Below are 14,338 nucleotides of genomic sequence, written 5' to 3' on the forward strand. Positions count from 1 at the left end.
CAACAGGCCGGCCGATCAGCAGGCGCCGTCAGGCCGGCAGCGTCCGCTTCAGCACGCCGAGCAGCGCGTCCCAGTGCCGCTCGGCGGCCGCCGCGTCGTAACGGGTGGTGTCGGCCTGGGTGTAGCCGTGCGGGGCGCCGGTGTAGACCTCCGCCCGGTACCGGACACCGGCGGCGGCGAGGGCCGCGGCGAGCCGGCCGATCTGCTCGGGCGGCAGCGACGGGTCGTCGTCCGCGTGGCCGAAGTACAGCTCGGCGGTGATCCGGTCGGCGCCCAGGTGCGGGCTGTCGGGGCTGTCGGTAGCCAGGCCGCCGCCGTGGAATCCGGCCGCGACGGCGATCCGGTCCGGGTGGCCGGCGGCCGTGCGCAGCGCCAGCCGGGCTCCGAGGCAGTAGCCGGTCAGGCCGACCGGGCCGTCCTGGACCAGCGGGGAGTCCGCGAGCCAGCGCAGGTACGCGTCCGCGTCGCGGGTCGTCGCCTCCGGGGTGAGTTCGTCGAGCAGCGGGACGATCCGGGCGAAGAGTTCGTCGGCCTGCTCCACGTCGATGAGTTCCGGCAGTTCGACGACCGGCGCGCGGCCGCCGCGGTAGAAGGCGTTGGGGACGAGCACGGTGTACCCGGCCGCGGCCAGCCGGTCGGCCATCCGCTCCAGGTGCGGCCGGAGCCCGAAGGCGTCCATGTAGAGGATGACGCCCGGGTGGGCCCGGCCGTCGTCGGGGTGGGCGAGGTAGGCGTCGGCGGTGCCGTCCGCCGTCGGGATGTCCACGAGGGTTCCGCGCACGGGCATGGTGAGGGCGCTCCTTATCGGTCGTCCGGCAGCGTATCCGGTGGGTCCGCCCCCGCCCACGCGCTTTTCGTCACACCGCGCCCGCCCCGCGTCCGCGGTTCGCGTGGGGAACGCTGCGGGCCCGCGGCCCCGTTGAGCGGGCATGGGCTGGATCGTGGGTGTGGCGGCGGCGGTCGTGGCGGTGCTGGGGATGGTGCTGCTGGCGGTGTGGCAGGTCGAGGACGAGTCCTCGTCGCGACCGCGGCAACGCGGGCCGGGGACCGGGCTGGGCGTCGGCGGGCTGGAGGAGCTGCACGCGCTGTTCAGCCCGGGCAAGCAGGTGCAGGTCGAGCAGAGGCGGGAGCGGCTCGTGCTGCGGGACGACGCGCGGGCCGGAGCGCCGCCGCGGTTCGGCGTGGACCTGGACCGGGGCTTGGCGGTGCTGCCCGGCGGCGCCGCGGGCCGTACGCCCGGCCCCGCGCCGCGTGCGGACGGCGCCACGGTCACGGCCGGCCGGGTGCCCGGGGAGACGGAGGCTCAGGTGCCCCGGGCGCGGGAGCGGAGCACCGGCCGGTAGCCGTCCGGGTCGGCCCTCGTCGCGCCGCACTCGCCCCGGTACGGGTCGGGGGACTCGACCCGGGTGCCGCCGGCCTCCTCCGGCCGACGGACGGGAGACATGCTGCAGCGGCGGGGCCGTGAACGAGCCGTCAGAGCCATGAGAGCCGTCAGAGCCGTCGCAGCCGCTCCTCGTCGGAGGTCCGCGGGCAGGTCAGGCAGGCGGTCGCCGCCGGCCCGACCGCGTAGTAGAGGCAGCAGCCGAGCCGGGTGCGGGTGTGGTGGGCGCGCCCGTCGGGGGTGCGCAGGCGGCGGAAGTCGGCGCCGCCGGGGAGCGGCAGGGTGCCGCCGGGCAGGACGGACTCGGCGGCGGCGACGGAGGCGTCCTCCTCACCGAGCATCCGGCCGAGGTACCAGATGGCGGAGGTCAGGTCGTCCGTCACCATGCCCCAGAGCGCGCGGTCGCGGCGTCGGGTGGGCCCGGCGAACGCGGTGAGCACCGGTGCTAGGTGCGCGACCACGGCCGTCCGCAGTTCGGCGCGCAGTTCGTCGTCGCCGGGCAGGGTGACGTGCCCGCGCGGGCGCAGCGCGAGGTCGCCGGTGGGGGCGTGCAGCCAGAGGTCGCCGGGGTCGACGGCGGGGACCCGGCGGCCGAGGTGCCAGGGGCCGGCGATCAGCAGGCAGGCCGACCAGGCGTAGTGGTGGAGCAGCCGGGAGGCGGTGACGTGCGGTCGGGGGGCGCGGCCGTGCTCGTCGGCGATGCGGGCCTCCTCGCCGGCCAGGACGGCGGCCAGTGCCCGTTCGTCGGTGGCGAGTTCGGCTCCGGAGTACCAGCCGTCGGCGGCGCACGGGTCGGGCTCGGCGGCGTCGAGCAGACGCAGCTCCAGCACCGGGCACAGCTCCAGCAGCCGCCGGTAGTCGGCGACCAGCGCCGAGGACGCGGCGGGCCCGCCGGGCAGGCAGTCCGCGGCGGGCCCCGCCGGCGCGGGGGCCGTGACGGACGCGGCAGCCCCGCAGTGCGCGACGGACAGGGGTGTTCCGGGAACCATTGACACTCCCGTAGATCGATTCTGCATGATCGATTAAGGTGAGGCTCACCTTACAATGCATCACGGCGCCCGGCGACCACCGCGGCCCCACCGGTCGGTTCATCGGTCCAATCGGTCGAACCGACCAAAAGCTTGACGAGTTTAGGTAAACCTAACCTAAGATGTCTCTTCGTGCTGAGAACCGACCCGCCGGCCCCCACAGCCCCGGCGCCGCCCCGCTCCCCGGCGATCCGGCAGCCCCTGCCGCTGCTCGCCGGCGCGTGCGCGCTCGTGCTGTGTGCCGCCCTGAGCCTTGCGCTGGGCTCCCGATCCATCCCGCTCTCCACCGTGATCGACGCCCTCACCGGTGCCGCCCACGGCGGTGACGCCGATGTGGTGACGGGCCTTCGGGTCCCACGCACGCTGATCGGACTGGCGGTCGGCGCCGCGCTCGGCGTCGCCGGGGCGGTCGCCCAGGGCGTCACCCGCAACCCGCTGGCCTCCCCGATCACCCTCGGCATCAACGCCGGGGCGAGCCTCTTCGTGGTCGCCGCGATCTACACGCTGGACCTCTCCCGGACCGTCGAGTACGTCTGGTTCGCCTTCGCCGGCGCGGCCGTCGCCGCCGTCGCCGCGTACGCGATGTCCCGGCGCGGTGGAGACCTCGACCCGGTCCGGCTGGCGCTCGGCGGCACCGTGCTCACCGTGGTGCTCACCTCCTGGACCTCCTCGCTGATGCTGGCCAGTCACCGCACCCTGGACGAGGCCCGGTTCTGGCTGGCCGGCTCGATCGCCGGGCGGCACCTGGACACCCTCACCCCCGTCCTGCCCTTCCTCGTGCTCGGCCTGGTCGGCGCGCTCGCCATCGCGCCCGCGCTGAACGCGCTGGCGCTCGGCGACGAGACCGCGCAGGCGCTGGGCGTGCCGGTGGCCCGGATCCGGGTGGTCGGCGGACTGGCCGTCGTACTGCTCGCGGGCGGCGCGGTCGCCGTCGCCGGACCGGTGGCGTTCATCGGACTGGCCGCGCCGCACCTGGTCCGTCCGCTGCTTGGCAACGACCACCGCTGGCTGCTGCCCGGATGCCTGGTCACCGGCCCGGTGCTGCTGCTCACCGCCGACGTGCTCGGCCGGCTGGTGGTCCGCCCGTCCGAGATCGAGGTCGGCATCGTCACCGCGTTCCTCGGTGCGCCGCTGCTCGCGGTGCTGGCCCGGAAGGTGGCCAAGTGAGCACGATCGCCCTGCCCGTGCGGGCCCTCGCCCGCCGCCGGACCCGTACCGCCGTCTGGTCGCTGGTGGCCGCCGCGCTGCTGGTGCTGCTGACCGGGATCGCGCTCGGCACCGGACGGCTCAGCATCTCCGCCTGGGACGCGCTGCGCGCCCTGGTCGGCCAGGGCGAGCCCGGGGACGTCCTGGTGGTGCAGCAGTTCCGGGCGCCCCGGGTGGTCTCGGCGCTGATCGCGGGCGCCGGGCTGGCGGTGGCCGGCTCGATGCTCCAGCGGCTGTTCCGCAACCCGCTGGCCGCCCCCGACACCATCGGCATCACCGGCGGCGCCTCCTTCGGCGCGACGCTGATGCTCGCCGCCGGCGCCTCCCAGCAGCTGATCCCGCTGGCCGCGGTCGGTGGCGGGCTGCTCGCGGCGCTGCTGCTCGGCGGCTTCGCCTGGCGCTCCAAGATGGCCGTCACCCGGCTGGTGCTGGTCGGCCTGGCGGTCCAGCAGGGCCTGGCCGCGGCCGTGAACCTGATGATCGTACGGTTCCCGGCCGAACTGGCCTCCTCCGCGCTCCAGTGGACCACCGGCTCGCTCTACGGCCGCAACTGGACGGAGGTGTGGATCGGCGGCACCGCCATCGCGCTGACCATCGCCGCCCTGCTGCTCTGCCAGCGGCGGGTCGCGGTGCTCGACCTCGGCGACGACTCGGCCGGCGGCCTCGGCCTCAACCCGGCCCGGGACCGGCTCTGGCTGCTGCTGCTCACCATCACGCTGGCCTCCCTGGCCGCCGCGCTCACCGGGCCGGTCGCGTTCGTCGCGCTCGCCGTCCCGCACCTGGTCCGGCTGCTCGCCGGGCCGCCCACCCTCGGCACGCTCGGCCTCACCGCGCTCACCGGCGCCGTGCTGCTGCTCTCCGCCGACCTCCTCGTGCTGCACGTGATCCCCGTCCACGGCCTGCCGGTCGGTGCCGTCACCGCCACCCTCGGCGCGCCCTGGCTCCTGGTGCTGATGATCCGCCAGGGCCGGCTTCCCCAGAGGAGCAGCTGATGACCTCCGTCGAGACGACCACCGGGACCCCCGGGGCGGCCGGGGCCACCGAGGCAATCGGGACCGCCGCGGTCTCCGGCCCGGCTGCCGGTACGACTACCGGTACGGCGGCGGGCGCTGCCACCGGTGCCGCCGCGAACCGGCTCGCCACCCGGGGCCTCGGCCTGCGCTACGGCGACCGGACCATCGTGGACGGGCTCGACCTCGAACTGCCCGGCAACGCCGTCACCGCGATCGTCGGGCCGAACGCCTGCGGCAAGTCCACGCTGCTGCGCGGACTGGTCCGGCTGCTCGACCCGGCCGTCGGGACGGTCACCCTGGACGGCTCCGACATCCACCGGATGCCCGCCCGGGCGCTCGCCAAGCGGATGGGCCTGCTGCCGCAGCAGCCCGTCACCCCGGAGGCCGTCACCGTCGAGGCGCTGGTGCGGCTCGGGCGCTACCCGCACCAGCGGATGCTCAGCCCGTGGTCCAAGGCGGACCAGGCCGCGGTCGAGGAGGCGCTGGAGCGCACCGGCACCGCCGAGCTGCGCGACCGCCAGGTGGACCGGCTCTCCGGCGGGCAGCGCCAGCGGGTCTGGATCGCGCTCGCACTCGCCCAGGAGACCGACCTGCTGCTGCTGGACGAGCCGACCACCTTCCTGGACCTGCGCCACCAGCTGGACGTCCTCGACCTGGTCGCCGACCTGCACGCCGAGGCCGGGCGCACCGTCGTGATGGTGCTGCACGACCTCGGGCAGGCCGCCCGGTACGCCGACCACCTGGTCGTGCTCAAGGATGGCCGGCTCGCGGCCGCCGGGCCGCCGTCGGAGGTGCTGACGGCGGACCTGGTGGAGAGCGTCTTCCAGGTGCCGTGCCGGGTCGTGCCCGACCCGGAGACCGGCACGCCGCTGGTCGTGCCGCGGGCGCGCCGACGCGGCGGCGCCACCCCGTCCGGCTCGTGACCTCACCGCCCTCACCGACTGCCGAACTCCCCCATCCCGTCCCCCCGTTCGACCCGATCCAAGGAACCCCGATGAATCGCCGACTCCCTGTCGCCGTCCTCGCCGCTGCCCTCTCGACCACCCTGCTCGCCGCCTGCGGCAGCAACGGGGACGGCGCCAAGTCGGGCGGCGACTCCGCGTCGTCCGCTTCCTCCGCCTCGGCCGCCACCGCCGCCGGATTCCCGCGCAGCGTCAAGCACGCCGCCGGGACGGCCCAGATCAAGAGCCAGCCCAAGCGCGTCGTGGTCCTGGACAGCGGCGAGCTGGACGACGTCACGCTGCTCGGCATCACGCCGGTCGGCGCGGTGTCCCCGCACATGAAGACCGAGGGCGGGTTCCCGAACTACCTCAAGGACAAGATCAAGGACACCAAGGACGTCGGCCCGATGAACGAGCCGAACCTGGAGCTGATCGCCTCCCTCAAGCCCGACCTGATCCTCTCCTCCAAGGTCCGCCACGCCAAGGTGTACGACCAGCTGAACGCGATCGCCCCGACCGTGCTGGCCGAGACCACGGGCTTCCCGTGGAAGGAGAACCTCGCGCTGTACGCCCAGGCGCTCGGCAAGGAGGACGACGCCAAGAAGGCGCTCGCCGACTACGAGGCGCGGGCGAAGAAGCTCGGCGAGGCGATCAAGGCGAAGAACAACGGGACCATGCCGACGGCCTCGGTGGTCCGCTTCGTGGCCGGCCCGACCCGCCTGTACGCCAAGTCCTCCTACAGCGGCGTGGTGCTCAAGGACGTCGGCCTGGCCCGACCGGCCTCGCAGGACGTGGAGCAGAACATCGTCGAGGTCAGCGCCGAGCAGATCAACCAGGCCGACGCGGACCTGGTGTTCGTCACCACGGCCGACGACCCGAGCAAGACCAAGGAGAGCGAGGTCCAGCAGACCCCGGTCTGGCAGGGCCTGAACGCCGTCAAGAACAACAAAGTGTTCAACGTCCCGGACGAGACCTGGATGTCCGGCATCGGCGTCCAGGCCGCCGACGCGATGCTCGGCGACATCGCCAAGGCCGCGGGCGTGGAAGCGCCCAAGTAACCGTCGACAGCCGGGGGGCGAACAGATGACAGCCATCGGACGGCCGACGACGGACGACCGATGACAGACGACAGACGACGGCTTTCAGCCGACGGATTTCAGATGACAGATTTCGAAAGTTGTCCGCTGTCATCTGTTCCCCCTTCCTCCTCCGCCACCCTCCGAGGACCCTCCATGCGGCTCTACCTGCTCGCGCTCAACCCCACCGACTCCGTCACCTCCGGCTTCCTGCCCGCCGCCGCCCGGCTCGGGCTCGACGTCACCGTCCTCACCGACGGCGCCGACGCCCACCGACGGGCCTACGCCGAGCTGGCCTTCCCCGCACCCGAGGTCCTGGAGTGCGACGTCCGCGACTTCCGCGCCGTCATCAGCCTCGTCTCCCGCCTCGCCCTCGCCGCCCCGGACCACGCGCCCGACGCGGTGTTCAGCAACAGCGACCACCTCCAGACCCAGACCGCGCTGGCCGCCGAGTACTTCGGCCTCCCGGCCAAGGACTGGAAGGCCGCGCTGCGCGCCAAGGACAAGGGCCAGCTGCGCCGCCACCTCGCGCTGACCGGCCTGGACACCGTCCGCTCCGCCGAGCTGGCCCTCGGCCAGGACCCGGCCGAGCTGAACGTGCCGTTCCCGTGCGTGGTCAAGCCCCGCGAGGGCGTGGCCAGCGAGGACGTCACCCTGGTCGCCGACGCCGCCGAACTCGCCCAGCGCTGCAAGGAGATCCAGCACCGCAGAGCCGGCGCCACCCTGGTGGTCGAGGAGTTCCTGGCCGGGCAGCTGTGCACCCTGGAGACCCTCGGCGACGGCCGCCGACGGCACGTCCTCGGCGGCTTCCGCACCCGGCTCTCCCCACCGCCGGACTTCATCGAGGAGGTGCTCACCTTCGTCCCGGCCCACCCGCGGCCCGTGGTCGACCAGGTGCTCGCCCAACTCGACGCGCTCGGCGTCGGATTCGGCGTCTGCCACACCGAGTTCGTCGTCCAGCCGGACGGCCGCGCCCGCATCATCGAGGTCAACTACCGCGCCCTCGGCGACCAGTGCGACCTGATGCTGGCCGAGATCCTCGACATACCCCTGTTCGAGCTGATCCTCGGGGTCCACCTGGGCCGCGACCTGCCTGCCGACCTCGCCGAGCGGTGCGCCGCGACCCCCCGCCGGGCCCGCAACGAGGTGGTCTGCGCCGACCGGGCCGGCGTCCTCACCGCCGCTCCCGGCCCGTACGACGAGGAGCGCGACGGCGTCCGGCTCGCCTACCGCCCGCTGCGCCCGCTCGGCGAGCGCCACGAGCACTACCGCACCAACCGCGACTACCTGGGCGTCGTCTGGACGATCGGCGCCGACCAGGACGCGGTGGACGCCGCCGCCGCCCGTTTCCTCGCCGCCAACCGCTGGGAGATCACCCCATGACCGTCGGAGACCGGACCACGGCCGCGACCGCGGCCCGCCCGGCGGGTCCCGCCGAGCAGCCCCTCACCACCACCGGGCAGGCGGCCACCACCGCCACCACCGCCGCGCGGCCGTCTGCCGCGGCCGCGGCCGCGGCCGACCAGCTCACCCTGCGCGTGCTCTCCGCCCTGCTGCGCGAGGACGTCCTCGGTCTGCGCACCCGCGGCACCGTCGAGGACCGCGCCGACGGCCGCTGGCTGACCGTTCCCGAGCTTCGACTCGCCCTGCCCGTACAGCCGGAGGGCTTCCAGTCGGAGTACGCGGCCCGGCTGCCGCTGCTGGAGCTGGCCGGTCGGCGGCTCACCGGCCCGGACACCGTCGTCACGGCGCTCGCCGAGTCGGCCGAGCCCGAGGACCGGCCCGGCTGGGCGGCCTTCGCCGAGGAGTGCCGGCAGACCCTCGCCACCATGGAGCTGCACGAGCGGGTCCGCCCCGAGGTGCACGAGCGGCTCGCCGACCTGTACGGCGCGGACCCAGCCGACTGGACCGGCCTCGCCGCCGCCCTCGGCCACGACGCCCTGGCCGCCTACCTCGACCACCCGGTCTACCCCACCGCGCGCGGCCGCTCCGGTCTCACCGAGCCCCAACTGCGCGCTTACGCGCCGGAGTTCCACTCTCCCTTCGAGCTGCGCTGGCTGGCCGTGCCGGCCGGCGCGCTGACCGTCCACGGGGACCGTCCACTGCCGAGCTGGTGGCCCACCCCGGCCTGGCTGGGCCTCGCCGACCAGTGCCCCGGCGAGGGCTGGGCCACCCTGCCGGTCCACCCGCTCACCGTCGGCGCACCCCTGGACGAGGCGCTGGCCGCCACCGGTCTGGCCGGCCGCGCGGTACTCGCCGAGCGGCCGTACCTGACCGTCGTGCCGACCCTGTCCATGCGCACCGTCGCCGTCGCCGACGACCCCGCCTGCCACCTCAAGCTCCCGCTCGCCACCGCCACCCTGGGCCGCCTCAACCGCCGCACCATCAAGCCCGGCACGCTGCTCGACGGCGCCGCCGGCCAGCGGTTGGTCGAGGCCGTGCTGGCGCGCGAACCGCGCTTCGCCGACCGTGTCCTGCACGCCGACGAGCAGACCTGGGCGCACGCCGGACACGAGCTGCTGGCCGTCCTGCTGCGCCGCTACCCGGCCGGGCTGGAGCAGGCCTCGACCGTCCCGCTGGCAGCCCTGCTGGCCCCCGCGCCCGGCGGCCGGCTGGTCGTCGACCACCTCGCCGACCGCTACTACGGCGGCGACGTCCTGGCCTGCTACGACGCCCTGCTGGAGCTGCTGCTCGACTGGCAGACCACGCTGTTCGGCCATGGCGTCGCCCTGGAGTCGCACCAGCAGAACACCTCCCTGGTGCTCGACCGGGACGGCCTGCGGCTGCTCTACAAGGACGACGACGGACCGCGCGTGCACACCACCCGGATGACCGCCTCGCTCGGCGAACTCGCGCCCGCCCGCGAGGAGTTCGACGACGCGCGGATATTCGGCGAGGACGACCGGCCGCTCACCGACCTGTTCGCCACCATCACCGGCCACCTGTGCACCGCCGCTCTCGCCTTCGGTCTCGCCGACCACGGCCGGGCCGAACTCGCGGACACCCTGGCCCTGTTGCGCAAGCGCACCGCGGAGGCCGTGGAGCGGCTCGGCCCGGCGGGCGACCCGCTGCGGGCCGCGCTGCTGGACGCCGAACGGCTGCCGGTCAAGGCCATGGTCACCGCCGGCACACTGCTGAGCAAGCAGCGCTCGGGTGCCGCCGACATCAACAAGCACTACACCAGCGGGCCCAACTACCTGCGCGAGCAGCCGGGCAAGCCCGCCTTCGACCACCCGTCGGACCACCCGCACGGCCAGCGGCGCACGGACGGGACCGCCCGGTGAGCGTGGAGACCCTGCCGCAGCAGTCGCAGCCCTCGGCCGACCGCTCCGGCGGCCTCGGCCGGCGCCAGGTGCACGCCGTCGCGGCCTGCTACTTCGTCGCCTCCTTCGCCGCGCTCGGCCTGCCGCCCTACCTGACCGCGATCCTGCCCGCGCTCGGCGACCAGGAGGCCCGCTGGGCCGGTGTGCTGTACATCGTCCCGACGGTGTTCAGCGCACTCGGCGCACCGCTGTGGGGCCGACTGGCCGACCGGTTCGGCCGCAAGCGCCTGCTGCTGCGCGCCCAACTCGGGCTCACCGTCTCCTTCCTGCTGGCCGGGGCCGCCGACAGCCTGACCGCGTTCACCCTCGCGCTGGTCCTCCAGGGCTTCCTCGGCGGCACCTTCGCCGCCACCAACGGCTACCTGGCCGCCGCACTCGACGGCCCCCGGCTCTCCCGAGCCCTCACCCTGATGCAGGGAAGCGCGCGGGCGGCGCTGGTGGCGGCGCCGATCCTGGTCGGGGCGCTCTCCCCGTGGATCGACCCGCACCGCCAGTACCTGGTGATGGCCGTACTCCCGCTCGCCGCGGCGGTGTTCCTCTCCCTGCTGCCCGAGCCGGAGCGTCCCGAGGCCGCTACGGCCGCCGACGGCCGGCCTGCCGAGCGGACCGCCACGGTGTCGCTGCTGCCGCTCTACGCCTTCGAGTTCGCCTTCGTCTTCGCGACGGTCATCTCCTTCCCCTACCTGATCGCCCTCGCCGAGCAGCGCCTGCCCGGCGTGGACGGCACCACGACGGGCGTGCTGTTCGCCCTGCCACACCTGTGCTACCTGGTGTTCGCCGCCCGTACCCACACCGTGTTCCACTCCCGCCCGCACACCGGCATCGCGCTCGGCTTCGGCTTCGTCGCACTCGGCCTGGCCGGGCACGCGGTGGCGTACTCGCTGCCCGTGTTCATCGCCGTCCGGCTGCTGCTCGGGGCCGGGCTCACGCTGGGGCTGGTCTGCCTCGCCGTGCTCGCCGCCGGAGCCGCCCAGGGGCGCCAGCCCGGGCGGATGTTCGGCACCCTCGAACTCGTCTCCAAGGGCGGCGCCGTCGCCGCCGGCGCCGTCGCCGCGCTGGCCAACGGGCGGTTCGGCGCCGCCGCCCCCGTGGTGGCCGGAACCGCCGCCGCCCTGCTGGCCGCCGTCGCGGCCACCACCCTCACCCTTCCGTCCCTCCGCCAGCGCTGGAGTCGCCGATGACCCCCGAGCAGTCCACCCACTCGCCCAGGACCGACGAACCCCGCGACACCACCGGCCGGCCCCTCGATTCCGGCAACCGACCGGGCGGAACCGACGAACTGCCCTCCGCCGACGAGGCGGTGGTCCACACGCTGCTGAACTGCCTGCTGCGCGAGGTCTCCGCCCCCGAGCACCAGACCGCCGCCGACGAGGGCCGGCTGCTGCTGCGCCTGCCGCGCCGCGGCGCCCTGCTGCGGGTCGCCCTGCGCCGCACCTCGCTGCTCGGCGCGCACCGCTTCACCGGGCCGGTCGAGGTCGAACGGGACGGCCACTGGTCCGAGTTGGGCTGGTCGGAGCTGGCCGAGTACGTCCAGCACGAACTGGAACTGCGGACCGGCACGGTGAACGAGGAGTTCCTCGACCAGGTCGCGTCCAGCCACCACGGCGTCCGCCAGGTCCTGGACGGCCGACCGGCCGCCGGGGCCGACCGCTACCTGGAGTCCGAGCAGGCACTGCTGTTCGGCCACCGCTTCCACCCGGCCCCCAAGTCCCGCTCCGCGGCCCGCGGTGACTGGCGCAGCTACGCCCCCGAGTCCCGCGCCGCCTTCCCGCTGCGCCACCTCGCCGTCCGCTCCGACCTGCTGGCCGAGGAGTCGCTGGACGGGAGCGTGACCGCCCTGCTGGACGGTCTCGGCGAGGTGCCGGACGGCTACCGACTGCTGCCCGCCCACCCCTGGCAGTACCAGCTCATCGGCGACCACCCGCTGTTGCGCGCCGCCCTGGCCCGGGGCGACATCCTCGACCTCGGCCCGCGCGGCGAGCGCTTCACCGCCACCGCCTCGGTGCGCACCCTGCACGGCGCCGACGCCTTCCTCAAGTTCAGCCTGAACGTCCGCATCACCAACTGCCTGCGCAAGAACGCCGCCTACGAGCTCACCGGCGCCGTCGCGCTCACCCGGCTGCTCGCCCCGGCCCTGGCCGACCTCGCCCGGCGCTTCCCCGACTCGGCCATGCTGCGCGAACCGGCCTTCCGCACCCTCGCCCTGCCCGGCGCCGACGGACACCCCGACCGGGAGCTGTTCGAGGGCTTCGGCCTGATCGTCCGGGAGGGCTTCGGCGGCGTGCTGCGGCCCGGGGTCACCCCGCTGCTCGCGGCCGCCGTCGCCGACGAGCACCCGACCAGCTCCGCCCACATCTCCCGGCTGCTGGACGGTGGTTCGGACGGCGCGGCGGCGCTCGACTGGTGGCGCGCCTATCTGCGGCTGCTCGTCCCGCCGGTCCTGGCCGCCTACTTCGACCACGGCGTGGTGCTCGAACCGCACCTGCAGAACGTGCTGATCGGCGTGGACCCGGCCGGGCACCCCGTCCAGGTGCTCTTCCGCGACCTGGAGGGCACCAAGCTCGTCCCCGAGCAGAACGCCGGCATCCTCGCCGCACTCCCGCCCGAGGTGGCCGGCCCGATGACCTACGACGCGGAGCGCGGCTGGGACCGGGTGGTCTACTGCCTGCTGGTCAACCACGTCGCCGAGCTGCTCGCCGCGCTCGCCGACCTGCACCCCGAGCTGGAGTGCGCGCTCTGGCAGGCCGTCCGGGACGCCCTGGAGGAGTACGCCGCCGCGCACGGCTGCCCGCCCCGGCTGCGCGCACTGCTCGCCGGCGTCCCGCTGCCCGCCAAGGCCAACCTGCTGACCCGCTGGGAGCGCAAGGCCGACCGCGAGGCCGGTTACGTCCGGCTGCCCTCCCCGCTGGCCGGCTCGGTCCTCGCCGAGGCCGCCCGCATGCCCGTCCGTTCGCCCGTCCGCCTTCCCGCCGGGAGCACCGCCCGATGACGACCGAGACCCTCCGGCCGACCGAGGCCGTCCACCGCCTCGCCGCCGGCCTCGCGCCCGACGAACTTCCGGCCTACGTCTACGACTTGGCCGCGCTGCGGGAGCACGCCGCCGCCGTCCGGGCCGCGCTGCCCGAGCGGGTGGAGCTGTACTACGCCGCCAAGGCCAACCCGGAGGCGCCGCTGCTGACCGCGCTGCGCGCGGCGGTGGACGGCTACGAGGTGTCCAGCGGCGGTGAGTTGGCCCACGTCCGGGCCGCCGTGCCGGACGCGCCGCTGGCCTTCGGCGGCCCTGGCAAGACCCCGGCCGAGATCACCGCGGCGGTGGACGCCGGGGTGCACCGCTGGCACGTCGAGAGCGAGCAGGAGCTGCACCGGCTGGCCGCCGTCCTCGCGGACCGGCCGGACACCGTCGTGGACGTGCTGCTTCGGGTCAATCTGGCCGTCGAGACCGAGGCGCTCGACGCGGTGCCGCTCGCCATGGGCGGCCGTCCGACGCCGTTCGGGCTGGACCCGGACCGGGCCGAGGAGTGCGTCCGACTGCTCGCCGAGGGCGCTCCGCTGGGGCGGCAGCTGCGGCTGCGCGGCGTGCACGCCCACCTGGCCAGCGGGCTCGCGGCGGCGGAGCAGCTGTCGGTCGCCGACCGGATCGTCGCCTGGTCGGCCGCGCTGGCCGAGCGGCACGGCTTCCCGCTGACCGAGGTCAACATCGGCGGCGGGATGGCCGTGGACTACGCGGACCCGTCCGCCCGCTTCGACTGGACCGCCTTCGGCGAGGGTCTGGCGAAGCTGCTCGACGCCCACCCGGGGCTGACCCTGCGGATCGAGCCGGGCCGGGCACTGACCGCCTACTGCGGCTGGTACGCGACCGAGGTGCTGGACGTGAAGGCGAGCCACGGCGAGGACTTCGCGGTGGTCCGCGGCGGCACCCACCACCTGCGCACGCCCGCGACCCGCGGGCACTCCCAGCCCTTCGCGGTGCTCCCGGTGGGCGCCTGGCCGCACCCGTGGCCGCGCCCCGCCGTCACCACCGGCCGCGCCACCCTGGCCGGGCAGCTCTGCACGCCGAAGGACGTGCTCGCCCACGCCGCCGAGGGCGCGGACGGCCTGCGATCGGGCGACCGCGTGCTGTTCGCGATGGCGGGCGCGTACGCGTGGAACATCTCGCACCACGAGTTCCTGATGCACCCTCGTCCGGGCTTCCACTACCTGGACGGCGACGGGCCGAACCCGGCGGAGGAGTGACGGGCGGCCGCAGACGGCCGATGGGTGACAGATGACAGAGTTCGAAATCTGTCATCTGTCATCTGTTAGCTGTTTCCTGTCGGCTGTCATCTGTCAGCTGTCATCTGTCGGCTGTCGGCTGTCGGCTGGGTATCGCG

Annotated in this window: 13 protein-coding genes; 10 read left to right on the forward strand and 3 right to left on the reverse strand. The window is 74.7% G+C overall.

The annotated features are described in order from the left end of the window. Window positions 1–28: 28 nt before the first annotated feature. On the reverse strand, window positions 29–787 hold the full coding sequence (locus ACIQI7_RS15895) for a dienelactone hydrolase family protein (RefSeq protein ID WP_401109778.1): 759 nt from the start codon (window positions 785–787) through the stop codon (window positions 29–31). Window positions 788–929: 142 nt separating this feature from the next. On the opposite strand from ACIQI7_RS15895, the gene ACIQI7_RS15900 reads away from it, so the two are divergent. Continuing rightward, the gene (locus tag ACIQI7_RS15900; RefSeq protein WP_401109781.1) at window positions 930–1,343 is read left to right on the forward strand and encodes a DUF6191 domain-containing protein; all 414 of its coding nucleotides are present in this window, start codon (window positions 930–932) and stop codon (window positions 1,341–1,343) included. On the opposite strand, the gene ACIQI7_RS15905 is transcribed toward ACIQI7_RS15900, so the two are convergent. Continuing rightward, on the reverse strand, window positions 1,304–1,483 hold the full coding sequence (locus ACIQI7_RS15905; protein ID WP_401109784.1) for a hypothetical protein: 180 nt from the start codon (window positions 1,481–1,483) through the stop codon (window positions 1,304–1,306). The two genes, ACIQI7_RS15900 and ACIQI7_RS15905, sit on opposite strands and share 40 nt — an antisense overlap. An 8-nt stretch (window positions 1,484–1,491) precedes the next feature. Further along, window positions 1,492–2,370, reverse strand: a complete 879-nt coding sequence (locus ACIQI7_RS15910) for a (2Fe-2S)-binding protein (RefSeq protein WP_401109786.1) — start codon at window positions 2,368–2,370, stop codon at window positions 1,492–1,494. Between the two features lie 240 nt (window positions 2,371–2,610). Between ACIQI7_RS15910 and ACIQI7_RS15915 the strand changes: the two genes are divergently transcribed. The 9 genes from ACIQI7_RS15915 (at window position 2,611) to ACIQI7_RS15955 (ending at window position 14,201) form a co-directional block, all read left to right on the forward strand. Then, the gene (locus ACIQI7_RS15915; protein ID WP_401110477.1) at window positions 2,611–3,576 is read left to right on the forward strand and encodes a FecCD family ABC transporter permease; all 966 of its coding nucleotides are present in this window, start codon (window positions 2,611–2,613) and stop codon (window positions 3,574–3,576) included. Further along, window positions 3,573–4,607 (forward strand): FecCD family ABC transporter permease, encoded by a 1,035-nt coding sequence (locus ACIQI7_RS15920; protein ID WP_401109787.1) that lies wholly within the window; start codon window positions 3,573–3,575, stop codon window positions 4,605–4,607. The genes ACIQI7_RS15915 and ACIQI7_RS15920 overlap by 4 nt, the downstream gene beginning before the upstream one ends. Then, window positions 4,607–5,551, forward strand: coding sequence for an ABC transporter ATP-binding protein (locus ACIQI7_RS15925; protein ID WP_401109790.1), 945 nt, complete (start codon window positions 4,607–4,609; stop codon window positions 5,549–5,551). Before ACIQI7_RS15920 ends, ACIQI7_RS15925 begins: the two co-directional genes overlap by 1 nt. A 71-nt stretch (window positions 5,552–5,622) precedes the next feature. Beyond that, window positions 5,623–6,627, forward strand: coding sequence for an ABC transporter substrate-binding protein (locus tag ACIQI7_RS15930; protein WP_401109793.1), 1,005 nt, complete (start codon window positions 5,623–5,625; stop codon window positions 6,625–6,627). Between the two features lie 174 nt (window positions 6,628–6,801). Further along, window positions 6,802–8,028: an acetyl-CoA carboxylase biotin carboxylase subunit family protein gene (locus ACIQI7_RS15935; RefSeq protein WP_401109796.1), complete on the forward strand. Its 1,227-nt coding sequence runs from the start codon at window positions 6,802–6,804 to the stop codon at window positions 8,026–8,028. Beyond that, window positions 8,025–9,929, forward strand: coding sequence for an IucA/IucC family protein (locus tag ACIQI7_RS15940; protein WP_401109799.1), 1,905 nt, complete (start codon window positions 8,025–8,027; stop codon window positions 9,927–9,929). Before ACIQI7_RS15935 ends, ACIQI7_RS15940 begins: the two co-directional genes overlap by 4 nt. Continuing rightward, on the forward strand, window positions 9,926–11,149 hold the full coding sequence (locus ACIQI7_RS15945; protein WP_401109802.1) for an MFS transporter: 1,224 nt from the start codon (window positions 9,926–9,928) through the stop codon (window positions 11,147–11,149). The genes ACIQI7_RS15940 and ACIQI7_RS15945 overlap by 4 nt, the downstream gene beginning before the upstream one ends. Beyond that, window positions 11,146–12,957: an IucA/IucC family protein gene (locus tag ACIQI7_RS15950; protein WP_401109804.1), complete on the forward strand. Its 1,812-nt coding sequence runs from the start codon at window positions 11,146–11,148 to the stop codon at window positions 12,955–12,957. Before ACIQI7_RS15945 ends, ACIQI7_RS15950 begins: the two co-directional genes overlap by 4 nt. Beyond that, complete coding sequence (locus tag ACIQI7_RS15955) at window positions 12,954–14,201, forward strand: type III PLP-dependent enzyme (protein WP_401109807.1); 1,248 nt, start codon at window positions 12,954–12,956, stop codon at window positions 14,199–14,201. The genes ACIQI7_RS15950 and ACIQI7_RS15955 overlap by 4 nt, the downstream gene beginning before the upstream one ends. The last annotated feature ends 137 nt before the right edge of the window (window positions 14,202–14,338 follow it).

It is taken from the genome of Kitasatospora sp. NPDC092039 (genome assembly GCF_044756065.1).
GTDB lineage: Bacteria > Actinomycetota > Actinomycetes > Streptomycetales > Streptomycetaceae > Kitasatospora.